Here is a 24222-nt window from a genome sequence, read left to right as displayed (position 1 = left end):
ATGTTTGATCTTGGATGAGTACGCTCGCGAAAGGTTCCGCGAGCAAGCAGGCTCAAGCCGCCGGTGGCGGCGCGCGCGGGTTCGATGGGGAGCGTTCGCGGGCGAAGTCGAGATGCGTGGTCGCCGGGAAGACGAAGGCGACGGTCTCGAAGGAAAGGGAGGCAAGCGCAAGCCCGGCATCGGGCGGCGGCGTATAGGCCGGCGAAAACATGCTGCAGCCGAGTGTGCAGCAGGCCGGCAGATGCGACGGGTGCTGGTCGCCGGCGGGAAGCTGGGTAGCGCCGTCCCGGGTACAGATGACGTTGCCGAAGGCATCGAGCTGCGCGGTATCAGGGCCGATGCTGAAGGTGAACGCGCCAAGTGTCGACTGGAGCAACAGCAAACAGGCCGCGACAAGCGCGACCGGCATGCTCCAGCGTCTCTCGCGGCGGTTCACCATTTGCCTCTTCAAACGATCGATGACTATCCCTACCACGGCAGCCAGAGGTCGAAAATCGGCAATTCCATGCTGCGGCAACACGGCAGGATCAGTTCTTTTGGGATGGCCGGCTTTCCGGGATGGAGGTCAGCAATGTCTGGCGCGCCGACTTCAGGTGCTTGCGGCAGGCGGCATCGACCTTGCCGAGATCGCGCGACTTGAGCGCCTCGATATAGGCAAGGTGTTCGCCGATCGCGACTTCGTTGCGCTCGCGTTCCTGCGCCTTGTTCCACTGGTAGTGGTAATGGAAGATCATGGCGATGACGTCGTAGAAATCGACGATGAAGCGGTTGCGCGAGGCACGATGGATGAGCCGGTGCAAGCGCTCGTCCAGCTCCGAGAACTCATTGAAACGCGTCGCGATCTCGCGTGCCAGAACGCGGTGTTCCCCTTCCAGCCGATCGAGATCGCTCCATACCGGACTGTCCTGCGGCAGCGCGGTGAAGGCGGCGGCCGAGCGCAATTCGAACATTTCGCGGATCTCGGTCAGTTCCAGCGCGAAGGCCCGCGTGAAGCCTTTCAGCACCCAATGGCTGTTGCGGCGTTTTTCGATCAGGCCGAAGCGGGAGAAGCGGATCAGGAACTCGCGTACGCTCGTGGTGCCGACGCCGATCTCGCGCGCCAGTTCGAGCTCGTTGATCTGCATGCCGGCCTCGGCGCCGCCGGCCAGCAGCCTGCGCATGAACGACCGTTCGATGATCTCGGCCAGCGTGTCGGTCTCTTCCTCGGGAAAGAAATCATCCGAACGTGGGTCGCGCAGCACCGTCTTGGCGCGCTTGTTCCAGGCGATCAGCCCGGTCTCTTCCATCCGCGCCAGGATGCTGCGCACGGTCGTGCGGCTGACGCCGAGCAGCGCACCCAGCTCCGGTTCCGAAGGCAGGCTGCGCGCTTCATCGAGCAGCCTCAGACAACGGTTAAAGGCGTCCTTGTAGACGTTGTTGCTCTTCGACATCCCCTGACCCGTTGCACGCCAGCGCTTGCGGCGGCCGGCTTGAAGCGCAATATGACGTTCCATCGTCTACAGTGCCACCACTTACCCAGGGCGGAACCGCCGTGAAAAAACGATTGACGCAAAACTGTTTTTTCACGATAAAAGACATTAACTCTTAACAGGCGCGTGTCAATCCGCGCATCCCAGGATCACCCAGGAAACCGCCCGTGAACGTCTCGAATACCATTCTTCTGTCCCCCGCCGACAATGTCGCCGTTGCCAATGGCCGCATCGAAATCGGCACCGCGCTGCCGGGCGGCGCGCTCGCGGCCACCGTCATCGAGCCCGGCCACAAGGTGGCGATCAAGCCGATTGCCGCGGGTGAAGCCGTGGTCAAATACGCTCAGGCGATCGGTCGCGCCACACAGGACATCGCGCCGGGCGAACATGTCCATTCGCACAATCTGGTTTTCGAGGCCGGCCGCCTCCCCGTGGTGCCGCCAAGCGAGGCCGAGCATGCGACGGAGGCCGACCGCGCCCGGACATTCATGGGCTATCGCCGCGCCGATGGCCGCGCCGGCACCCGTAACTTCATCGGCATCATCGCCAGCGTCAATTGCTCGGCCACCGTCTGCCATTCGATCGCCGATACCGCTAACCGGACCCTTTTGCCGAAATATCCCGGGATCGATGGCTTCGTGCCCATCGTCCACGGCCAGGGCTGCGGCATGAGCGGCACCGGCGACGGCATGATGGTGCTGCACCGCACGCTTGCCGGCTATGCCCGCCACCCGAATTTCGGCGGCGTGCTGATGGTCGGGCTCGGCTGCGAGGTCAACCAGCTCACGCTTTACGGCCAGAAGGGTGCCGCCGCCGGCAAGCGCCACTTCAACATCCAGGATGCCGGCGGGTCGCGCAAATCGGTCGAAAAGGCGATGGGCGTGCTGGCCGAGATCGCCGAGGAAGTCGGCCAGTTGAAGCGCGAGCCGATCCCCGTCAGCGAAATCGTCGTCGGCCTGCAATGCGGCGGCTCCGATGGCATGTCGGGTATCACGGCCAATCCGGCGCTGGGTGCGGCCGTCGACATCCTCGCTGGCGTCGGCGGCATCGGCATCCTCTCCGAGACGACGGAAATCTATGGCGCCGAGCACCTGCTCGCCTATCGCGCCGCAAGCCCCGAGGTCGCCAAGAAGCTCGATGGTTACGTGAAATGGTGGGAGGATCACGTCGCCAAGCATGGCGCCTCGATCGACAACAATCCGTCGCCCGGCAACAAGCGCGGCGGCCTCACCACCATCCTGGAAAAGTCGCTGGGCGCGGTCGCCAAGGGCGGCCAGACGCCGCTCAACGGCGTCTTCGGCTACGCCGAGAAGGTCACCGGCAATGGGCTGGTGTTCATGGACACGCCCGGCTACGACCCGGTCTCTGCCACCGGTCAGGTCGCGGGCGGCGCCAATGTCATCGTCTTCACCACCGGCCGCGGCTCCTGCTTCGGCTGCCGGCCGACCCCCTCGATCAAGGTCGCCACCAACTCGACCATGTATCACCAGATGGAGGAGGACATGGACGTCAATTGCGGCGTCATCGCCTCCGGCGAAAAGACCATTGCCGGCATGGGCCGCGAGATCTTCGAACTGATCGTCGAGACGGCTTCGGGTCGCAAGACCAAGAGCGAGGATTTTGGCTACGGGGACAACGAATTCGTGCCCTGGCATCTCGGCGCGACGCTCTGATTTCGATTGATATCCGATAGACTGCCCGGCCGGACAGGTGGCCGGGATAGGGAGGTTGCGCATGGAAAAACGCCGCATCGGCCAGACCGCGTTGGAGGTCACCGAAGTCAGTTTCGGCGGCGCCGCGATCGGCGGCCTCTACCGGGCGTGTTCGCGCGAAGCGGCGATGGAAACGCTGCAGGGCGCCTGGGAGGCGGGCCTGCGCTATTTCGACACCGCGCCCTTCTACGGTTTCGGCCTGTCGGAACGGCGCTTCGGCGATTTCCTGCGCTACAAGCCGCGTGACTCCTATGTGCTGTCGACCAAGGTCGGCCGCCTGCTCCACCCGGTGCCCGAAGATCAGGTGCCAGACCACTCCTACGTCGATCCGCTGCCCTTCGCGCTGGACTACGACTATTCCTATGACGGCATCATGCGCTCGGTCGAGTTCAGCTATGCGCGCCTTGGGCTAAACAGGATAGACATCCTGTTTGTCCACGATATCGGCGTTTACACGCATGGGGTCGAGAAAACCAAATTGCATTTTCGCCAGTTTATGGACGGCGGCCTCAAGGCGCTCGAGGAACTGAAGCGGGCCGGCACGATTTCCGCCTACGGGCTCGGCGTCAATGAAGTCGAGATCTGCCTCGACGTGATGCGCCGCGCGCCGCTCGACTGCATCCTGCTCGCCAGCCGCTATTCCTTGCTCGACCGCAGCGCGGAAGCCGAATTGCTGCCGCTATGCCGGGCGCAACGGACCTCGCTTGTCATTGGCGGGGTTTTCAACTCGGGCATATTGGCGACCGGGCCGGTGCAGGGCGCGCATTTCGACTACCAGCCCGCCAGCCGCGATGTTCTCGACCGTGTCGATGCCATGGAAAAGATTGCCGGTGAAGGGGGCTACCCGCTGCCCGCCGCCGCGTTCCAGTTTCCTTTGCACGAACCCGCGGTTGCCACCGTGCTGACCGGTACCGCAAAATTGGCAAACCTGACGCGCAACCTCGAGCTGCTCGATATCGACGTGCCGGAGACGGAATATGCCAGGTATCGTTCCTATACGGTGGTGCAGGAACTGCATTGAAGCGCATCTTGGCGATGTGCACGGGGGCGCGACCAGCCTTCACGATGTCGCGATCCGGAGAAGAATGAACATTCCATATTGACTGATTTATGGAATTAATATTCCATAGCTTCACAGAACGGAGACGGGAGCGCCTGACCGCGACAAAGGAGAAGCCGCCGCCAGGGGAGTCATTGTCGGGAAGAACCGGCTCAAACACCGCTTGCATCGGCTGGATCGATGCACTATCAAAACGGTGCAACTGTTTTTTATTGATAAAGTTCTGTTTGGGCCACGCCTATCCGGACGGAGCTTCCGTTAACGTTCACCGGGCGACTTAGGGAGGATCCTATGAAATTCGTGACCAGCATTCTCAACCGCCGCGCCGTCATGGCCCTGGCGGCAGCATCGATGCTCACCGGCGTCATGCATACCGCACCCGTTTCGGCGGCGGATGTGACCATCCCGATCATCGTCAAGGACACCACGTCCTTCTACTGGCAGATCGTTCTGGCCGGCGCCCGCAAGGCTGGCAAGGATCTCGGCATCAACGTGCCGGAACTCGGCGCCCAGGCCGAGACCGACGTCAACGGCCAGGTCTCGATCCTCGAGAACGCCGTCGCCAGCAACCCCGCCGCGATCGTGATCGCGCCCACCGAATTCAAGGCGTTGGGCAAGCCGATCGATGAAGCGGCCGCCAAGGTCAAGGTCATCGGCATCGACTCCGGCGCCGACTCCAAGGCCTTCACCTCGTTCCTGACCACCGACAACGTGCAGGGCGGACGCGTCGCCGCGGACGGCCTTGCCGCCGCTATCGGCGCCGCCAATGGCGGCAAGGTCGAGGGTGACGTCGCCCTGATCACCAACGCTCCCGGCGCCGGCTCGCTCGAACAGCGCAAGCAGGGCTTCACTGAGCAGCTCAAGGCAAAATATCCCGGCCTGAAGCTGGTCGCCGACAAATACGCCGACGGCCAGGCCACCACCGGGCTCAACATCGCCACCGACCTGATCACCGCCAATCCGAACCTCAAGGGCATCTTCGCCTCCAACCTGATCATGGCGCAGGGCGTCGGCCAGGCCGTCGCCGAAAACAACCTTGGCGGCAAGCTGGCGCTGGTCGGCTTCGACAGCGACGAGAAGCTGATCAAGTTCCTCAACGACGGCGTCATTTCCGCCCTCGTCGTCCAGGATCCCTACCGGATGGGCTATGACGGCATCAAGACCGCGCTTGCCGCCTCGAAGGGCGAGAAGGTCGAGGCCAATGTGGACACCGGCGCCAATCTGGTGACCAAGGCCAATATGAAGGACCCCAAGATCGACGCGTTGCTCAATCCAAAGCTCTAAGCAGCCGGCGTTAAAACCGCTTCCGGGGCCAGGGCCCCGGAAGCATCCGCCGCCAAAGCGGCTTGGCGATCAGCCCGTTTGGCCTTTGCCTGAAAGACGACCGCAGCCTCGCCGAATGCCAACCGCGAGGCCAATCTGGGAGGATTGCCATGACGCCGACGGCGCAGGAACTGCATCCGGCCCCCGTGCTGGAACCCGGCAGGACCATCCTCGAACTACGCGGGCTGGAAAAACGCTACCCCGGCACCCATGCGCTGAAGCCGGTCAATCTCGCCTTCAAGTCAGGCGAAATCCACGCCATCGTCGGCGAGAACGGCGCCGGCAAATCGACCCTCATCAAACTCCTGACCGGCGTCATGCCGCGGACCTCTGGCGAGGTCCTCTGGGAAGGGCAGCCGGCAGCCCTGGCGACGCCGCATGAAGCTATGGCGCTCGGCATCAATGCCGTGCACCAGGAAGTCGTGCTGTGCCGTCACCTGACGGTTGCCGCCAACATGTTCCTCGGCGAGGAAAATTCCCGTTTCGGCATCCTGCAGCAGCGCGCCATGGTCAGGGAAGCGCAGACGATTATCGACGATCTCGGCTTCGACCTGCCGGCGCATGTCGTGCTGGGTGATCTCACCATCGGCCAGCAACAGCTGATCGCCGCTGCCCGCGCCACGGTGCGCGGCACCAAATTCCTGATCTTCGACGAACCCACGGCCTACCTCACCCGCAAGGAGGCCGACCAGCTCTTCACGCTGATCCGCCGCTTGAAGGGTGAAGGGGTGACGATCATCTACATCAGCCATCGCATGGAGGAGGTCTTCGAACTGGCCGACCGGGTTTCCGTGCTGCGCGACGGCACGCTGGTCGGCACACGCAACATCGCAGAGACCAATGATGCCGAGCTGGTCAAGATGATGATCAACCGCTCGATCGAACAGGTCTACCACAAGGAGCATTTCACGCCTGGCGCTCCGATCGTCGAAACAAGGAACCTGTCCGGCAAAGGCTTCGAGAACATCTCGATGACGGTGCGTGCCGGTGAGATCGTCGGCCTCTATGGACTGATCGGCGCCGGCCGCAGCGAGTTCGTCACCTCTCTCTATGGACGTCACAAGAAGTCGGCCGGCCAGATCCTGTGGGAAGGCAAGGACGTCCAGATCAACTCCGAGCACGACGCCATCAAGCTCGGCATGGCGCTGGCGCCGGAAAGCCGTCGCGACCAGGGCCTCTGCCTCAATTTGCCGGTCGGCCTCAACCTCAATTTGCCGATCTACAAGCGCATCTCCAGCAATCTGTTGATCTCGAACGCGAAAGAAAAGGCCGAGGCCGACCGTCAGATCGCCGGCCTCAGGATCAAGACGCCGACGCGCGGGGCGCTGGCGTCAAGCCTTTCGGGCGGCAACCAGCAGAAGATCGTCATCGGCAAATGGCTGGCGCATGGCGCCAAGCTGTTCATCTTCGACGAGCCGACGGTCGGCGTCGATGTCGGCACCAAGGCGGAGATCTATCGCCTGTTCGGGGAACTGTTGTCGAAGGGCGCCGGCATCGTCCTGATATCGTCCTATTTGCCGGAGGTCTACGAACTGGCCGACACGCTGCACGTGTTCCGGCGCGGCAAGCTGGTGGCCACGCACGGGTTCCACACCGCCAGTCACGAGGACATTCTCACGCAGGCGCTCGCCGAGAAACAAGAAAAACTGGGAGGACAGACATGAGCATCGAGGCGATCCCCGCCGAAAAACCGAAGCGCAACTACAACGTCCTGTTCGGGCTGACGCTGCTGGCGCTGCTGGTGCTGCTCTGGATCGTCCTGTCCCTGGCGACGCCAAGCTTCGCCTCGGGCAACAACATCGCCAATCTTCTGCGGCAGGGTTCGATGATCGCCATCATGGCGGTCGGCCAGACCTTCGTCATCATCACCGGCGGCATCGATCTGTCGGTCGGCGCGGTGGTCGGCTTCGCCACCGTCGTCGTCGCCCTGCTGATCAATGCCGGCGTTCCGATCGCGGTCGCCATCCTGATCACCTTGCTCGTCGGTGTCGCCATCGGCCTTTTCCATGGCTTCGGCATCGTCAAGATGGGCTTGCCGCCCTTCATCATCACGCTGGCGACGCTGACCTCGCTGCGCGGGATCGGCCTTTTGATGACCAACGGCAACTCGATCAACATCAACAGCGACAGCTTTACCGCCTTCTCGCGCAATTCCTTTGTCGGCATCCCCAATTTGTTCTGGATGGTGATCCTGGTGGGTGTGCCCGCCTATGTCTTCCTGCATCACAGCCGTTGGGGCCGCTATCTCTTTTCGGTCGGATCCAACGCCGAGGCCTCGCGCCTGTCCGGCGTCAATGTCCAGCGCACCATCTACATGGCTTATACGCTTTCCGGCCTGTGCGCGGCCTTCGTCGGCGTGCTGCTCGCCGCCCGCATCGGCATCGGCAACCCGACCCAGGCCGAGGGCTGGGAGTTGCAGGCGATCGCCTCTTCGGTCATCGGCGGCACCTCGCTGTTCGGCGCGGTCGGCTCCGTGCACGGGCCGCTGCTTGGCGCCTTCATCCTGGCCACCATCAACAACGGCGCCAACCTGCTCAACGTCAACTCGTTCTGGCAGCGCATCATCACCGGCGCGCTGATCATCATCATCGTCTACTTCGACGGACTGCGCCGCCGCGGCAAATGACGCATTCCAATCGATCGCCGGCCTGGCGCGGGCCGGCGATTTCTTGAACAGACTGGATCAAAGCATGAAAGCCGTCGTCTGCCGCTCGCCCGGCGACCTTGTTGTCGAAGACCACCCGGCTCCCGGCGCCCCGCCTCCCGGCTGGGCTCTGGTGGCGGTCAGTCATGTCGGCATCTGCGGCACCGACTACCATATCTTCGAGGGTAAGCACCCTTTCCTCGCCTATCCCCGCGTCATGGGCCATGAAGTCTCCGGCACCGTGATCGAGCGGGGCGAAGGCGTCGACCTCGCCCTTGGCGAACCGGTGATCGTCAACCCCTATCTTTCCTGCGGCAAATGCATCGCCTGCCGGCATGGCAAGCCCAATTGCTGTGTCAGGATCGAAGTGCTCGGCGTGCACCGCGACGGCGCCATGTGCGAACAGATCCTGGTGCCGGCTGAGAATCTCTATCCCACCAACGGCCTGTCGCTCGCCGACGCCGCCGCCGTCGAATTCCTGGCCATCGGGGCGCATGCCGTCCGGCGCGCCCGGGCCGAGCCTGGCGCCCGCACTCTGGTCATCGGAGCCGGGCCGATCGGGCTCGGCACCGCCATCTTCGCCCGCATTGCCGGGTTGGATGTGACACTTCTCGATATGAGCACCGAAAGACTGGTCTTCGCGGTGAGTGAACTCGGCTTTTCGATTCTCGACGGCTCGCAAGCACCCGTGTCCGATCTGGTGCGTGATGCGACCGGCAGCGAAGGCTTCGACGTGGTCTTCGACGCCACCGGCAACACGCGATCGGTGCAATCGGCCTTCGCCCACGTCGCGCATGGCGGAGCGCTGGTACTGGTCAGCGTCGTCAAGGACGACATTGCCTTTTCCGATCCCGAGTTCCACAAGCGAGAAATGACATTGATCGGCAGCCGCAATGCGTTGCGCGCCGACTTCGACCATGTCGCGGCCTCGATCCGCAATGGTGCCGTGCCGTTGTCCAAGCTTGTCACCCACCGCACCACGCTGGCCGATACGCCAGGCGATCTCGCACGCTGGGCCCACGAAAAGTCGGGCCTGATCAAGGCCGTGATCGAGATCGGATAGCCAGGCGTCACAGCGCCGACAGCTTCAACTCCACTCGCTCGGCCGGAAAACGCGACTCCGAAAACTGGATTGGCTGGCCGTCGGGCGTGACGTTGACCGCCACCGTGACCAGGACGATGGCGCCCGGCTGCAGGTCGAGATCGGCGAGATCGGCGGCGTCGGCATGGCGCGCCGAGAGCACGGTCGATTGCCTGAGATAATCGTCGATACCGAAACGTGCGAGCGAGGCGGTGATAGAACCGGTTTGCGCCATCGCCTTGTCGATCCCGACAAAGCGTCTGGCATCGAACCATCCGGCGGCGCGCGACACCGGCCGTCCGTCAGCCTCGCCGCGTGTCTCCAACCGGATCACCTCGGCGCCCCTGGCAAGGCCAAGGCCTTCGGCCACGCGCTGGCTGGCGGGCTCGACCGACGAAGCGAGCAGCACGATGTGCCGTTCCGACGTCTGCCCCTGCAGGCCAGTTGAAAAGCGTGTCCGCGCGCCAATCGGATATGACAGCCGCTTGCGCGACAGGACGAAGGTGCCGCGTCCCTGCTCGGCCCGCAGCACCGCTTCCTGCACAAGCGCCGATATGGCGCTGCGCACCGTGTGACGGTTGACGCCATAGTGTTCGGCCAGTGCCACCTCCGGCGGCAGCGCGGCATTTTCGGCGAAATCGCCGGCAGCGATCGATTGCAGGATCCTGTCGGCGATCTGGCGCCACAGTGAGACGCCGCTGCGTCGCTCGATGCTGTCGGCTTGCTGTCGTTCGCTCATGGATTGCCCCCGCTTTCCGTCAGATGTCATCCACCCGTCATGGACTCGCGCTAGGTATTAGGTATAATTTGTATAGTTGTCTATATCAATAGACAAATATAATGAAGAGGAAATTGGCGATGCGAGGACAGGAAGCCCGCGACCAGGCCGAGCGCAAGGCCGCCATGGCGACGTTGGCGCAATCGAGCGGCGAAGACATCGTCCGGCTCTGGAACGAGTCCGGCCTGCCTTCGCAAGCCGAACTTCTGCGCGGTCCCGAGACGGGCCTGGTCACGCTGCGTGGCCGCATCGGCGGCGGCGGCGCGCCCTTCAATTTCGGCGAGGCGACCGTCACGCGTGCCACTGTCCGGCTGCCATCCGGGCAGGTCGGCCATTGCTACGCGCTTGGCCGCGACAAGCAGAAGGCGAAGCTGGGAGCAATAGCCGACGCGCTCTGGCAGGACCCTGCCCGCCGCACCGAGGTCGAGACCAGGCTCATTACGCCTTTACGCTCGGCTCTCACCGCTGCCCACGAAAAACGCCGCGCCGAGACGGCGGCAACGAAGGTGGATTTCTTCACCATGGTTCGCGGAGAAGATTGATGGATATCGCTGCGCAATCGATCGAGGGCGGTTTCGCCGATCCGGTCTTCAACGCTCAGACCGTGTTTCGGGCCGTCATGGATGCCATGGCGCGGCCGGGCAGCTTCCAGCCCTTGCCGGCCCTGGCCCGCCCACCGGCTCCGCTCTCGGCGACATCGGGCGCCGTGGCACTGGCGCTATGCGACAACGACACGCCGCTCTGGCTCGACCCTGCCCTCCATGCCTCCGCCGCGATCGGGTCCTGGCTTGGTTTCCATACGGGCGCGCCGCTGGCCAACACGCCGCCCGACGCGCATTTCGCGTTTGTTGCCACGCCGGCCGAGATGATGGCGCTCGACGGTTTTTCGCAGGGCACGCAGGATTATCCCGACCGATCGACGACGCTGATCCTGCAGGTCGGCGATCTCACTTCAGGGACCCCGCTGTTGCTGGAAGGCCCGGGTATCGAAACCAGCGCCACGATCGCGCCGGCACGGATGCCGCGCCATTTCGTCGAGCAGTGGAAGCAGAATATCAGGCGCTTTCCGCGCGGCGTCGACATCGTCCTCGCCACATCTGACGGCATAGCCTGCCTGCCGCGCACGACGCGTATCAAGACGATGGAGGCGTAAGATGTATGTCGCCGTAAAAGGTGGCGAAGCCGCCATTGCCAACGCCCACAGCCTGCTTGCCGACCGCCGGCGCGGCGACCGCTCGGTGCCCGCACTTCGCCTCGACCAGATCGTCGAACAGCTGGCGCTCGGCGTCGACAGGGTGATGAGCGAAGGCTCACTCTATGACAGGGAATTGGCCGCGCTGGCCATCGTTCAGGCGCGCGGCGACATGATCGAGGCGATTTTCCTGGTGCGCGCCTACCGCACCACGCTGCCGCGCTTCGGCTATTCCAGACCGATCGACACCGGCACCATGCTGGTCGAGCGGCGTGTGTCGGCGACCTACAAGGACCTGCCCGGTGGCCAGTTGCTTGGTCCGACCTTCGACTACACGCACCGCCTGCTCGACCCCGAGCTCGCCGCCGGTGCCGATGTCGCCGAGCCCTTGCGGCGCGAGACGGAAGCGCAGGCGATGCCGCGCGTCTCGGCGATCCTCGCCCGTGAAGGCCTGATCGAACCGGATGGCCAGATGCCTGGCGATCATGTGCCCGGCGACATCACGCGCGAGCCGCTGGAATTCCCGATGGCGCGTGACATCCGCCTGCAGGCGCTGTCGCGCGGCGACGAGGGTTTTCTGCTGGCGCTCGGCTATTCCACCCAGCGCGGCTATGCCCGCAATCATCCCTTTGTCGGCGAAATCCGCATCGGCGAGGTCGAGCTGGAACTCGACGTTCCCGAACTGCCCTTCGCCGTGCCGCTCGGCACGGTGCGCGTCACCGAATGCCAGATGGTCAACCAGTTCAAGGGCTCGGCCAAGGCGCCGCCGCAATTCACCCGCGGCTACGGCCTCGTCTTCGGCCAGAGCGAGCGCAAGGCGATGGCCATGGCGCTCTGCGACCGGGCGCTGCGTGCCTCAGAACTCGGCGAGGACATCGTCGCCGCCGCCCAGGACGAGGAATTCGTCATCTCGCATTCCGACAATGTCCAGGCGACCGGCTTCGTCGAGCATCTGAAGCTGCCGCACTATGTCGACTTCCAGGCCGAACTCGACCTCGTGCGCCGCATCCGCGCCGAGTACGAAGCTCGCGAAAATCCAGCGAAGGCGGAAGAAAAAAAGGAGGCAGCGGAATGACTGCGCAACCGACAGACATCGCCACCTACAACTTCGCCTATCTCGACGAGCAGACCAAAAGGATGATCCGCCGGGCGATCCTCAAGGGCATCGCCATCCCCGGCTATCAGGTGCCGTTCGCCTCGCGCGAAATGCCGATGCCTTATGGCTGGGGCACTGGCGGCGTGCAGGTCACCGCGTCGATCATCGGCCCCGACGATGTGCTGAAGGTCATCGACCAGGGCGCCGACGACACCACCAACGCCGTGTCTATCCGTGCGTTCTTCAAGAAGGTCGCCAATGTCGCGGTCACCACCGATACCGCCAGCGCCACCATCATCCAGACACGCCACCGCATTCCCGAGCATCCGCTGACCGCGGGCCAGGTGCTGGTCTACCAGGTACCGATCCCCGAACCGCTGCGCTTCCTCGAGCCGCGCGAGACCGAAACGCGGAAAATGCATGCGTTGGAGGAATACGGCCTCATGCATGTGAAGCTCTATGAGGATATCGCCAAGCACGGCCGCATCGCCACCACTTATGCCTATCCGGTCAAGGTCGAGGGCCGTTATGTCATGGACCCGTCGCCGACGCCGAAATTCGACAATCCCAAGATGCACCGCTCGCCGGCCCTGCAGCTGTTCGGCGCCGGCCGCGAAAAGCGCATCTATGCGGTGCCGCCCTTCACCGATGTCGTCAGCCTCGACTTCGAGGACCATCCGTTCGAGGTGCAGACTTTCGATCAGCCCTGCGCGCTGTGCGCGGCCGAGAATGTCTATCTCGACGAGGTCATCCTCGACGACCATGGCGGCCACATGTTCGTCTGCTCCGACACCGATTATTGCGAGAAGCGGCGCGCCGACGGCCATCGCGGCCACCTTGCCCCCGAAACCGATCTTGCCGCGGGAAAAATGGAGCCGGCCCAATGACCGACGAACCGCTGCTGCGCGTCTCGGCGCTCTCCAAATTCTATGGCTCGCGCGTTGGCTGCGACAATGTCTCCTTCGACCTGTGGCCCGGCGAAGTCCTGGCTGTCGTCGGTGAATCCGGTTCCGGCAAGACGACACTGCTCAACTGCCTGTCGACACGGCTTTTGCCTTCGTCGGGCACCGCCAGCTACCGCATGCGCGATGGCCAGTTCCGCGAGCTCTACCGCATGAGCGAGGCCGAGCGCCGCTTCCTGATGCGCACCGACTGGGGCTTTGTCCACCAGAACCCGGCCGATGGCCTGCGCATGACGGTGTCGGCCGGCGCCAATGTCGGTGAACGGCTGATGGCGGTCGGCGACCGCCACTACGGCAAGATCCGCGCCACGGCGGTCGACTGGCTATCACGCGTCGAGATCGAGGAAGACCGCATCGACGACGAACCGCGCGCCTTTTCCGGCGGCATGCGTCAGCGGCTGCAGATCGCCCGCAATCTCGTCACCGGGCCAAGGCTGGTGTTCATGGATGAGCCTACCGGTGGCCTTGATGTCTCGGTGCAGGCACGCCTGCTCGACCTGTTGCGCGGGCTGGTCACCGACCTTGGCCTGGCCGCGATCGTCGTCACCCACGACCTCGCCGTGGCGCGGCTTCTGTCACAGCGCATGATGGTGATGAAGGACGGCCGCGTCGTCGAAAGCGGCCTCACCGACCGCGTCCTCGACGACCCGCGCGCGCCCTACACGCAATTGCTCGTTTCCTCGATTTTGCAGGTGTGATGATGGCGCGTGTCCGGCCGACCATCGACGATTGGAGAACCTTCTGATGCCGACCCCACTCGTTGTCTCCGACGTTGCCAAAAGCTTTACCATGCATCTGCGCGACGGCATCAAACTGCCCGTCGTCACCGGCGTTTCGTTCTCGATCAAGGCCGGTGAATGCACCGTGCTCGGCGGCCCGTCCGGCGCCGGCAAGAGCTCGATCCTGAAGATGCTCTACGGCAACTACGCCGTCGACGAAGGCCAGATCATCGTCAGGCACGAGGACGGACTGATCGACCTCGCCCATGCCAGCCCGCGCACCGTGCTTTCCGTACGCCGGCAGACGATCGGCTATGTCAGCCAGTTCCTGCGCACCGTGCCGCGCGTCTCGGCTCTCGACGTCGTCGCCGAGCCACTGGTTGAACGCGGCGAGGAGCGCGAGGCGGCCCGAGCCAAGGCACGCGCGTTGCTGGCCCAGCTCAACCTCCCGGAAAAACTCTGGATGCTGCCGCCGGCAACCTTCTCGGGCGGCGAGCAGCAGCGTGTCAACATCGCGCGCGGCTTCATCACCGAGCACCCCATCCTGCTGCTCGACGAGCCGACCGCATCGCTCGACGCGACGAACCGCGACGTGGTGATCGAACTCATCGCCGCCAAGAAGGCGGCTGACGTTGCCCTGCTCGGCATCTTCCACGATCACGATGTGCGCGAGGCGGTGGCCGACCGCATCATCGACGTCACCGCCTTCGCTCCGGGAAAACTCGCCGCATGACCAGGAAGCTATCGGAGACGCCGCTGGTTCACCCGACGGCGGAGGTGCACAACTCGACACTCGGCCGCTGGACCGAGATCGCCGACCGCAGCCGGGTTTCGGAAAGCGAGCTCGGCGACTATTCCTACATGATGCAGGACTGCGCGGTCTGGTGCGCGACGATCGGCAAGTTTGCCAACATCGCCGCCAGCGTGCGCCTCAACGCCACCAACCACCCGACCTGGCGGCCGACGCTCCACCACTTCACCTATCGCGCCTCCGACTATTGGGACGACGCCGAGCATGAGAGTGAATTCTTCGCTGAGCGCCGCGCCAAGCGCGTCACCATCGGCCACGACACCTGGCTCGGCCACGGCTCGACCGTCCTGCCCGGCGTCACCATCGGTGACGGCGCCGCCGTTGGCGCCGGAGCGGTCGTCTCGAAAGACGTCGCGCCCTACACCATCGTCGCCGGGGTACCGGCAAAACCGATCCGCGAGCGCTTCGACCGCCGCACCGCCGCGCGCTACCAGGCGCTTGCCTGGTGGGACTGGGATCACGCAAGGCTGCGCGCCGCGCTCGACGATTTTCGGGAGCTGACGGCCGAAGCATTTTTGGAGAAATACGAGGAAAGTGCATCGGGCAAAGGGGCATAGCCCTCACATCTTCGCCAGATCGCCGGCTTGTTCATATCCTTGACACAGGACTCGGACAGGACGCGATCTCCTTCAAGGAGATCGCCATGCTCGACACCATCAAACCCTCGCTCGCCGGATTCTTCGCCGGCTCCAACCCGGCGTCGCCGGCGCATCTTGGCACGCGCTACGATTCCTCAGGCAACTTCCTCCTCGAGCCGGGCAACACCGTCGTCAGCCATCTAGTCGGCGGCTCGCATTCGGAAGCGGTGGTGTTGGCCGTCCGCGAGAAGATGCTGGCGATGCCTGATGCCGACCGCCTCGCCTTCACGCCGGTCTCCAGCCTGCACATGACGCTGTTCCAGGGCATCATCGAATATCGCCGCCGCTTGCCTTACTGGCCGCAGGACGTGCCGCTCGACACCAGCATCGACGCCATGACCCGCCTCTATCTGGGGCGCTTGAAAGGGTTCGAGGGCTTCGGCCCATTCAACATCAAGGTGGTCGAGATCGTGCCGACCGGCCTCACCGTCGCCGGCGCGACGGACGAGGATGTGCGCATCATGCGTCAATGGCGCGATGCGCTCGCGGTGCCGTTCGGCTACCGCCATCCCGATCACGACACCTACGTCTTCCACATCACCTTCGCCTATCAGATCCAGCGCCTTGATGACGATGGAGCCGCCGCGTGGCAGGCGCGGGTTGACGATTGCCTGGCGCTTTTCGCGCGCCAGGCGCCGGTGATCGAGATCAAGGCTCCCGCCTTCTGCGCATTCCGCGACATGAAGCATTTCGAGGAATTGCTGGTGCTCGGCTGATCGCCCGCCAGGCGCCAATGCATGTCGCCGAAAGTGACCTCGGTGTCGGGAGAACGACATGCATAAAAACAAAAGACCTGAAGCGCGACGCGCTTCAGCCGTCGCCCCTGTGGAGCGTAACAAAACTGACATCATCGCGACACGGCAGGTTCATGTGGCTGCGTTAGGCGAGTGCCTGACGATCAATATGGACCGGACTGGAACCAGCCCATGTCAGCAAGCTCTGCCACACTCGAAATCCGCGGCGTCAGCCGACGATTTGGCAAGAACACTGCCGTCAGCGACGTCAGCATCTCGATCCCGCAGGGGCAGATGGTCGGCGTCATCGGTCGTTCGGGCGCCGGCAAGTCAACTCTTCTTCGCATGATCAACCGTCTTGTCGACCCCAGCCAGGGGTCGATTTTTTTTGACGGCGCCGAGGTCTCCCAGCTGCGCGGCTCGCCGCTGCGGCGCTGGCAGCGCGACTGCGCCATGATCTTCCAGCAGTTCAACCTGGTGCCGCGCCTCGACGTGCTGACCAACGTGCTGCTCGGCAAACTGAACCACCGTTCGACCCTGTCCAATCTTCTAGGCATGTTTTCGCGCGCCGAGTGCGCCGAGGCGGTCGCCGCGCTCGAGCGGCTCGACATCGCCCGCACCGCACTTCAGCCCGCCGGTACGCTGTCGGGCGGCCAGCAGCAGCGCGTCGCAATCGCCCGCGCCATGATGCAGCAGCCCAGGGTGATCCTCGCCGACGAGCCGATCGCCTCGCTCGACCCGCTCAACGCCAAGGTGGTGATGGATTCGCTGCAGGACATCAACCTGCGCGAAGGCATCACCGTTGTCACCAATCTGCATACGCTCGATACCGCCCGCACCTATTGCAACCGCATCATTGGCATGGCCGCCGGCAAGGTCGTCTTCGACGGCCCGCCCGAAGAGCTCGACCGCCAAGCCGTGCGTCTTGTCTATGGCGCCGACAGCAATGGCGGCGAGATATCGGAGGTCATCACCTCCACCAGTGTTGCCTTCAAGCAGAAGATCGCCGCATCCGCCGGACCGCTCGAACCCGCATTCCCGGGATACTGAGCCCATTACGGGCCAAAAGTGAGCAGCCTGGATCGTCCGCCCGCGTCAAGGGCACTTGTCAAGATCAAGAACGCTGCCGGCGCGGGGCCGGAACCTACAGGAGAGATAACAGATGTTCAGGAAGATGGTTTTCAGCGCCGTTTCGGTGCTCGCCATGGCCACCAGCATGGCCCATGCCGCCGACATGAAAGAATTTCGCGTCGGCATTCTCGGCGGTGAAAACGAAACCGACCGGCTGCGCAACTACCAGTGCCTGGCCGATCACCTGAAGGCAGAGTTTGGCTTCGAGAAGGTCTCGCTGTTCCCCGCCGCCGACTATGACGGCGTCATCCAGGGCCTGCTCGGCGGGACGCTCGACTTCGCCGAACTCGGCGCTTCCGGCTACGCCAGCGTCTATCTCAAGGATCCGAAGGCGGTTACCCCGATCCTCACCACCAAGCAGACCGACGGCTCCACCGGCTACTATTCGATCGGGCTGGCGCTGAAGACGTCGGGGATCACCGACATCAAGTCGGCCAAGGGCAAGAGGCTCGGCTATGCCGATCCGGATTCGACCTCCGGCTATCTGATCCCGCTGACCCAGATTCCGAAGGACACCGGTGCCTCGAATGAAACCTTCTTCGCTTCGACCCAGTTCAATGGCGGCCACGAAAACAACGTCCTGGCCGTGCGTGACGGCAAGGTCGACGTCGCGGTCGACGATTCCTCGGGCATCGGCGACTTCAAGAACGGCTACACCTCCGGCACATTCCACAAGGAAGTCGCCAAGGGCGCCGTCGACCCCAACGACTTCGTCGAAGTCTGGCGCTCGGGCCTGATCCCGAACGGCCCGCTTGTCGTGCGCACCGCGATCGGCGACGACATGACCGCCAAGCTGACCACCTTCTTCACCGATCTGCCCAAGAAGGACAAGGCTTGCTTCGAAGGCGTCGAGGGTGGCGATTTTACCGGCTATGTTCCGGTGAAGCCGGACTTCTACAGCGTCATCGTCGAAGCCCGTAAGGCAGCTATCGGCGGCTAACGGCGAAATTGCAAAAGGGCGGTACCTGAAGTACCGCCCTTTTTGCATCTCCCATCATGACCCTTTCCGTGACAGCCCCCTCCGGCGACACCCACCAGATGGCCGCTGCCTGGCGACGCCAGACGTCGCTGCGCCGGTTCTATACCGTGCTCGGCGTCGGCCTGCTGCTCGCCGCCATGTTCGCCAGCATGTGGTTCGCCGACGAAGCCAACGCCGGGCACTTCTTCGACCGGCTGCCGCATATTCTGGATTTCCTGAGCTGGCTGGTCCCCAAGGACTGGAACGACGTCTGGCGGGCTCTGTTCGATATCGCCTCGCCGCACGACACCGGCACCCAGGAATTCAACTTCCCGCTTGGCCGCGTCCACGTCTGGGGCGATTTCTACATCCCCGAATATTTCGAACTGATGCTGACCACCGTCAACGTCGCGCTGGTCTCGACCTTCATCGGCTTTGTCTTCGCGGTGCCATTTTCCTTCACCGCGGCGCGCAACCTGACACCCCATCCGGCACTGAGGCTGGTGGTCAAGCGCTTCATGGAATTGCTGCGCGCCTTTCCCGAAATCGTCATCGCCGGCCTGTTCGCGGCCATCGTCTCGACCGGTCCGATCGCCGCCGTCATCGCCATCGGCCTGCATTCCATCGGCGCGCTCGGCAAGCTGTTCTACGAGATCAACGAGAACATCGACATGCGAGCCGAGGAAGGCCTGCGCGCGGTCGGCGCCAACTGGTTCGAGCGGGTTCGCTTTGCCGGCCTGCCGCAGGTGTTGCCCAACTTCATGTCGTACACGCTGCTGCGCGTGGAGATCAACGTCCGCGTCTCGACCATCATCGGCGCCGTGGGCGGCGGTGGCATCGGCGAGGAGCTGAAGCTTTCCATCTCACGCGGCTTCGGCGCCAAGACGCTGGCTTTGGTGCTGCTCCTGTTCACCACCATCTTCATCATCGACCAGTTTTCCGCCTGGCTTCGGCGCAAGCTGGTCGGCGAACAAGCCTTTATGATGGGGGCTTAGGCCATGACCCCGAAAAGTGGCATTCGGTCTTCGGAAGAGGTCATGGCCAAATGGAAGGACAAACGACCATGACCGCCGAGGAGATGCTGTCGATCGAGGCCCGACACCCGCAGGTGTTCCGGCGCCCGGCATACAAGCGCTTCGGTCCGCTCCTTCTGTTCGTCGGTACGCTCCTCTATCTGATCTATGCCTTGTGGTTCTTCAGCCTGCCGCAGGTCCTGCGGGAATCGCACTGGGAGCGCCTGCCGCTCTTCCTGACGCAATGGATCAGCTACGATCTGCAGCCGGAATTCCGTCTCGACCAGCCGGAGATCACGCCCAAATACCCGCGCTTTTCCGCGCTGGGCGACAACCCGAATCCCGACTGGGTGGTCAGGAATCCAGACGGCACCTTCACCGTGCTGATCGACGGTCCGGCAAAATCCGTCACCTTCGACAAGACGCAGGCGACAATCGTCGCCAACGGCCAGACCGTGTCTGTTTCGCTGACCAGCGGCAAGCCGGTGGTCACGGACGCGGTACCGGACTGGATCACCGCCCATGACGACGAGGTGGTGGCCAAGATGGGCTTCGTCGGCGAGGTGCGCGTCACTGTCGACCGCGTCAAGGTGCGCAAGCGCTTCCTCGGCTGGGCGAACTTCGTCTTCGACACGCGCTCGCCCTTCTTTGGCAAATCAGCGCGGGAAGTGATCTCGCTGATCATCTCGGGACCGGAGCTGAAACCAGGTACCACCAACCTTGCTCTTGCCGGCGACAACATCTGGAACAACGCCCAGTGGCAGCACGGCGACGTCTGGACGAAGCTCCTGCAGACCATTGTCATGGCCTTCCTCGGCACGCTGCTCGGCGGCATCGTCGCCTTCCCCCTTGCCTTCTTCGCGGCGCGCAACATTACGCCGAGTGGCATGCTCAGCCAGGTGCTCAAGCGCTTCTTCGACTTCATGCGCTCGGTCGACATGCTGATCTGGGCGCTGTTCTTCACCCGCGCCTTTGGCCCCGGCCCCCTGGCGGGAAGTGCAGCGATTTTCTTCACCGAGATCGGCACCCTCGGCAAAGTCTATTCGGAAGGCCTGGAGAACATCGACGACAAGCCGCGCGAAGGCGTGCTCTCGACCGGCGCCAACGGCATCTTGGTGCAGCGCTACGGCGTGATGCCCGAAGTGATCCCGGTCTTCATCAGCCAGACGCTCTACCAGTGGGAATCCAACACCCGCGGCGCCACCATCATCGGCGCCGTCGGCGCCGGCGGCATCGGCCTGAAACTGTGGGAAGCGATGCGTACCAATTCCAACTGGGCCAACGTCTTCTACATGGTGCTGCTGATCCTGCTCGTCGTCTTCATTTTCGACAACATATCCAACTTCCTGCGCCGCCGGCTGAGCCGGACGATCCACGACTACAATAGAATCCAGGCCCAGCAGGGATAGCTTGTGATGTAAAACTTACTAGAGGCCGGCGGGATAGCGGGGGCGCGAAGGATCGCTGACGCAGCGAGATCGGCTTCTTATCCCGCGTTCCTCCAGCCGTTCTTGATATGCCTGTACCCGTCACGATAGACGGCTTCCGGCGTCTCGGAAAAATCCCGCCACACCTTGGTCGCCGCCGCCAGATCCTTCAGCGAGCGGCCGAACGCTTCGATCGTCAGCCAGTTGTCATAACCGCTCTTGCGGATGGCGGAAAAGGTCTCCTTCCACGGAATGTTGCCACGCCCGGGCACGCCGCGATCGTTCTCCGATATGTGGATATGCACGACATTGCCGCGATGCTTCGTATAGGCGCCGATCGGGTCCGCTTCCTCGATATTGGCGTGGAACGTGTCGTACATTGCCTTGATGTGCGGCCGGTCGATGGCATCGATATGCTCCGATAGGTCTGCCATGGTGTTGAGAAGATAGCATTCGAAGCGGTTCAGCGCCTCCAGCCCGATGGTGACGTTGCGCTTGCCGGCATGGTCGCCGATGGCACGCTGCGAGGCGATCGAGCGCTTCTTTTCGGCGGCGGTCGGTCCGGACCCGGAAAAAGCGCCGAGCGTCGAATGCAGCGGTCCGCTCAGCGTGCGGGCGCCAAGCGCATCGGCGCAATCGATGGCCCATTTCATGTAGTCGATACCGGCCTTGCGCGTTGCAGCATCGGCAGAAATCAGGTTCATCCCCGGATCGCCCATGGCTGATACGGCGGTCCGCTCCAGCCCGATACGGTCGAGCAATTCGCCCAGTTTCCTGTAGTCGTCCGACGTGCCGGCGAAGATTGGGATTTCGACACCGTCGAAGCCGGTTGCCTTGATGTCGCGAAGCAGCGGCTCGTGCTTCTTCGATACCGCCGTCGTCCACAAGAACATGCACATGCCGATCTTCATCGACGCCCTCCCCCAATGTTGACAACCGGCTGGTTGTTCCCGCCCCTTCGTTGCTCGGCGCCTCTTACAGCTTGGTCCAGGCCCCATTCTTCTTCGACGACTTCACGCAGGCCTCGATGAAGGCCATGCCCTCGACGCCGTCCTGGATGGTCGGGAAGACGACATCCTTTGCCGGCTTGCCACCCTTCTTGCGTGCCGCGCGGATCGCGCGTGCGGCCTCCTGGTAGATGTTGGCGAAGCCTTCGAGGTAGCCCTCGGGATGGCCTGACGGTACGCGGCTGACGCGGCCCGCCACCGGCAGCGCGCCGGCGCCGTTGCGGGTGATCAACTGCTTCGGCTGGCCGAACGGCGTGTACCAGAGATAGTTGGGATCGGCTTGCACCCATTCCAGCCCGCCCTTCGAACCATAGATGCGCAGCTTCAGGCCGTTCTCATGACCGGGCGCCACCTGGCTCGCCCAGATCATGCCCTTGGCCGGATGCGTTTTTCCCGTCGGTTTGAAACGCAGCATGACGTTGACATTGTCGTCGAGCAGCCTGCCCGGTACGAAGGCGTCGAGATCGGCCGACAGGGAGTCGAGTTCGAGCCCGGAGACGAAGCGGGCGAGATTGTAGGCATGGGTGCCGATATCCCCGAGCGCACCGCCGGCGCCCGCCTGCTTGGGGTCTGAACGCCACGCCGCCTGCTTTTGGCCGGTGGCGGCGAGGTCCTCGGTCAGCCAGTCTTGCGGATATTCCGACTGCACGATGCGGATGTCGCCGAGCACGCCCTTGGCGACCATTTCACGCGCCTGCCGCACCATCGGATAGGCGGTGTAGTTGTGGGTGAGCACGAACACCTTGCCGGTCTTTTCGACGATCGCCGCAAGCTTTTTCGCCTCGGCCAGGGTCGTTGCCAGCGGCTTGTCGCAGATCACGTGGATGCCTGCTTCCAGGAAGGCCTTGGCCGCCGGCACATGCACGTTGTTGGGAGTGACGATGGCCACCGCCTCGATGCCATCCGAGCGCTTCGCCTCGGCCTTGGCCATTTCGGCGTAGGACGCATAGCTGCGTGAGGGATCGAGCCCGAGTTCGGCGGCCGAGGCTTTCGCGCGTGCCGGATCAGCAGACAGGGCGCCGGCGACCAGCACGAAATCATTGTCCATGCGCGCCGCGATCCGGTGCACCGCGCCGATGAATGCGCCCTGCCCGCCGCCGACCATGCCGTAGCGGATCGGGCCGCCTCCCGTTTCCGACTTCGATGCACCAACCATGTTCTTCTCCCTCGTGTGAGATACCCCTCCCCCGAGGGAGGAGGGAAAGCCGTGTCAAATTCCCATCATGGCGCGCAGCAGCTTCTTGTCCGTGGTGCCGGCGGCGAAATCGTCGAATGCCTTCTCCGTCACCCGGATGATGTGGTGCTGGATGAAGGGCGCCCCTTCGGCGGCACCATCCTCCGGATGCTTCAAGCAGCATTCCCACTCCAGCACCGCCCAGGAATCGTAGTTGTACTGGGTAAGCTTGGAGAAGATGCCGCCGAAATCCACTTGCCCATCGCCGAGCGAACGGAACCGGCCGGCGCGGTTCGTCCAGCTCTGGTAACCGGAGTACACGCCCTGCCGTCCAGTCGGATTGAACTCGGCGTCCTTGACGTGGAACGCCTTGATCCGCTCGTGATAGATGTCGATGAATTCGAGATAATCGAGTTGCTGCAGCAGGAAATGCGAAGGGTCGTAATTGATGTTGCAGCGCTTGTGGCCGCCGACCGCGTCGAGGAACATCTCGAAGGTCGCCCCGTCGAACACGTCCTCCGAAGGATGGATTTCGTAGCCGACATCGACACCATTGTCTTCATAGGCGTCGAGGATCGGCTTCCAGCGTTTGCCGAGTTCGCCGAAGGCTTCCTCGATCAGTCCGGCGGGCCGCTGCGGAAAGGGATAGAGGTAGGGGAAAGCCAGCGAGCCGGTGAACGACACCGAGACATTCAGCCCGAGATTGCGCGATGCCTTGGCACCGAACTTCATCTGTTCGACAGCCCATTCCTGTCTCGCCTTCGGGTTGTTGTGCACCGACGGCGGCGCGAACCCATCCATCTGGGCGTCATAGGCCGGATGCACCGCCACCAATTGCCCCTGCAGATGCGTCGACAATTCGGTGATCTCGACCCCGGCGTCAGTGCAGATGCCCTTCACCTCATCGCAATAGCCCTTGGAAGACGCCGCCTTCTTGAGGTCGAACAGGCGCGCGTCCCAGGTCGGGATCTGCACGCCCTTGTAGCCGAGACCGGCGGCCCATTTGGTGATCGACGCCAGCGAATTGAACGGTGCGGCATCGCCCGCGAACTGCGCCAGAAACAGCCCAGGGCCCTTCATTGTCGTCGGCATCGGCATCCTCCTTGTTTGTCATGACCAAGCATAGCGCCTGATAAAAGCCGGGCCAGTCACTTTGGTCTTATCGCGTCGGACGCTCTGCCGACACCGTCATTCTGGTATGACCAAATAAGGCAATCTGGTCAAGCCTTGGAATGCGCCGAAAAGGCACTCCCAAAGCGCGAAATAACGGCACATATCGCAATGTAATCAACA

General features: G+C 63.3%; 24 protein-coding genes. 18 read left to right on the top strand and 6 right to left on the bottom strand.

Going from position 1 to position 24222, the window contains the following annotated elements:
* Positions 1-52: 52 nt before the first annotated feature.
* Positions 53-409 (bottom strand): DUF2946 family protein, encoded by a 357-nt coding sequence (locus X739_RS157955; RefSeq protein WP_023781067.1) that lies wholly within the window; start codon positions 407-409, stop codon positions 53-55.
* A gap of 118 nt (positions 410-527) precedes the next feature.
* The gene (locus X739_RS157960; protein ID WP_023770669.1) at positions 528-1430 is read right to left on the bottom strand and encodes a GntR family transcriptional regulator; all 903 of its coding nucleotides are present in this window, start codon (positions 1428-1430) and stop codon (positions 528-530) included.
* 206 nt (positions 1431-1636) lie between these two features.
* On the opposite strand from X739_RS157960, the gene X739_RS157965 reads away from it, so the two are divergent.
* The 6 genes from X739_RS157965 to X739_RS157990 all read left to right on the top strand — a co-directional run bounded on the left by X739_RS157965 (position 1637) and on the right by X739_RS157990 (position 9271).
* Positions 1637-3142 (top strand): altronate dehydratase family protein, encoded by a 1506-nt coding sequence (locus tag X739_RS157965; protein WP_015315665.1) that lies wholly within the window; start codon positions 1637-1639, stop codon positions 3140-3142.
* A 61-nt stretch (positions 3143-3203) separates the two neighbouring features.
* Entirely contained in the window at positions 3204-4202 is a 999-nt protein-coding gene (locus tag X739_RS157970; protein WP_023770670.1) for an aldo/keto reductase, read from the top strand.
* A 330-nt stretch (positions 4203-4532) separates the two neighbouring features.
* The gene (locus X739_RS157975) at positions 4533-5525 is read left to right on the top strand and encodes an ABC transporter substrate-binding protein (protein WP_023770671.1); all 993 of its coding nucleotides are present in this window, start codon (positions 4533-4535) and stop codon (positions 5523-5525) included.
* A gap of 149 nt (positions 5526-5674) precedes the next feature.
* Entirely contained in the window at positions 5675-7228 is a 1554-nt protein-coding gene (locus tag X739_RS157980) for a sugar ABC transporter ATP-binding protein (RefSeq protein WP_023770672.1), read from the top strand.
* Positions 7225-8190 carry an ABC transporter permease gene (locus X739_RS157985; RefSeq protein WP_023770673.1) on the top strand — a complete coding sequence of 322 codons (966 nt, stop codon included), beginning with the start codon at positions 7225-7227 and terminating at the stop codon, positions 8188-8190. The genes X739_RS157980 and X739_RS157985 overlap by 4 nt, the downstream gene beginning before the upstream one ends.
* 64 nt (positions 8191-8254) lie before the next feature.
* Complete coding sequence (locus tag X739_RS157990) at positions 8255-9271, top strand: zinc-binding alcohol dehydrogenase family protein (protein ID WP_023770674.1); 1017 nt, start codon at positions 8255-8257, stop codon at positions 9269-9271.
* Positions 9272-9278: 7 nt separating this feature from the next.
* Here the strand turns inward: X739_RS157990 and phnF are convergent, their stop codons facing one another.
* Entirely contained in the window at positions 9279-10028 is a 750-nt protein-coding gene (phnF, locus tag X739_RS157995) for a phosphonate metabolism transcriptional regulator PhnF (protein WP_023770675.1), read from the bottom strand.
* A 119-nt stretch (positions 10029-10147) separates the two neighbouring features.
* On the opposite strand from phnF, the gene phnG reads away from it, so the two are divergent.
* From phnG to phnE (X739_RS158055), 12 genes are all read left to right on the top strand, one after another.
* A complete protein-coding gene (gene phnG, locus X739_RS158000; protein ID WP_023770676.1) occupies positions 10148-10609 on the top strand; it encodes a phosphonate C-P lyase system protein PhnG in 462 nt (153 codons plus the stop codon).
* A complete protein-coding gene (gene phnH, locus X739_RS158005) occupies positions 10609-11220 on the top strand; it encodes a phosphonate C-P lyase system protein PhnH (protein WP_023770677.1) in 612 nt (203 codons plus the stop codon). Before phnG ends, phnH begins: the two co-directional genes overlap by 1 nt.
* Before the next feature lies 1 nt (position 11221).
* A complete protein-coding gene (locus X739_RS158010) occupies positions 11222-12334 on the top strand; it encodes a carbon-phosphorus lyase complex subunit PhnI (RefSeq protein WP_023770678.1) in 1113 nt (370 codons plus the stop codon).
* A complete protein-coding gene (locus X739_RS158015; RefSeq protein WP_023770679.1) occupies positions 12331-13242 on the top strand; it encodes an alpha-D-ribose 1-methylphosphonate 5-phosphate C-P-lyase PhnJ in 912 nt (303 codons plus the stop codon). The genes X739_RS158010 and X739_RS158015 overlap by 4 nt, the downstream gene beginning before the upstream one ends.
* Positions 13239-14015 (top strand): phosphonate C-P lyase system protein PhnK, encoded by a 777-nt coding sequence (gene phnK / locus X739_RS158020; RefSeq protein WP_015315654.1) that lies wholly within the window; start codon positions 13239-13241, stop codon positions 14013-14015. Before X739_RS158015 ends, phnK begins: the two co-directional genes overlap by 4 nt.
* A gap of 46 nt (positions 14016-14061) precedes the next feature.
* On the top strand, positions 14062-14769 hold the full coding sequence (phnL, locus tag X739_RS158025) for a phosphonate C-P lyase system protein PhnL (protein WP_023770680.1): 708 nt from the start codon (positions 14062-14064) through the stop codon (positions 14767-14769).
* Complete coding sequence (locus X739_RS158030; protein ID WP_023770681.1) at positions 14766-15404, top strand: DapH/DapD/GlmU-related protein; 639 nt, start codon at positions 14766-14768, stop codon at positions 15402-15404. Before phnL ends, X739_RS158030 begins: the two co-directional genes overlap by 4 nt.
* Positions 15405-15490: 86 nt before the next feature.
* A complete protein-coding gene (locus X739_RS158035) occupies positions 15491-16201 on the top strand; it encodes a DUF1868 domain-containing protein (RefSeq protein ID WP_023770682.1) in 711 nt (236 codons plus the stop codon).
* Between the two features lie 210 nt (positions 16202-16411).
* Positions 16412-17269, top strand: coding sequence for a phosphonate ABC transporter ATP-binding protein (phnC, locus tag X739_RS158040; RefSeq protein WP_023770683.1), 858 nt, complete (start codon positions 16412-16414; stop codon positions 17267-17269).
* A 112-nt stretch (positions 17270-17381) separates the two neighbouring features.
* Entirely contained in the window at positions 17382-18290 is a 909-nt protein-coding gene (phnD, locus tag X739_RS158045; protein WP_023770684.1) for a phosphonate ABC transporter substrate-binding protein, read from the top strand.
* Between the two features lie 56 nt (positions 18291-18346).
* Entirely contained in the window at positions 18347-19303 is a 957-nt protein-coding gene (phnE, locus tag X739_RS158050) for a phosphonate ABC transporter, permease protein PhnE (protein WP_023770685.1), read from the top strand.
* A 68-nt stretch (positions 19304-19371) separates the two neighbouring features.
* Positions 19372-20730, top strand: coding sequence for a phosphonate ABC transporter, permease protein PhnE (gene phnE / locus X739_RS158055; protein ID WP_245273795.1), 1359 nt, complete (start codon positions 19372-19374; stop codon positions 20728-20730).
* Positions 20731-20807: 77 nt separating this feature from the next.
* On the opposite strand, the gene X739_RS158060 is transcribed toward phnE (X739_RS158055), so the two are convergent.
* From X739_RS158060 to X739_RS158070, 3 genes are all read right to left on the bottom strand, one after another.
* Entirely contained in the window at positions 20808-21659 is an 852-nt protein-coding gene (locus tag X739_RS158060) for a sugar phosphate isomerase/epimerase (protein WP_023770687.1), read from the bottom strand.
* 64 nt (positions 21660-21723) lie between these two features.
* Positions 21724-22911, bottom strand: a complete 1188-nt coding sequence (locus X739_RS158065) for a Gfo/Idh/MocA family oxidoreductase (protein ID WP_023770688.1) — start codon at positions 22909-22911, stop codon at positions 21724-21726.
* A gap of 54 nt (positions 22912-22965) precedes the next feature.
* A complete protein-coding gene (locus tag X739_RS158070; RefSeq protein ID WP_023770689.1) occupies positions 22966-24021 on the bottom strand; it encodes a sugar phosphate isomerase/epimerase in 1056 nt (351 codons plus the stop codon).
* Between the last annotated feature and the right edge of the window lie 201 nt (positions 24022-24222).

The sequence above is a fragment of the Mesorhizobium sp. LNHC209A00 genome (genome assembly GCF_000502915.1).
In the GTDB taxonomy this organism is placed as follows: Bacteria; Pseudomonadota; Alphaproteobacteria; order Rhizobiales; family Rhizobiaceae; genus Mesorhizobium.
Note: the sequence above shows the minus strand (reverse complement) of the source record. Positions and strands in the feature narration are given on the sequence as shown.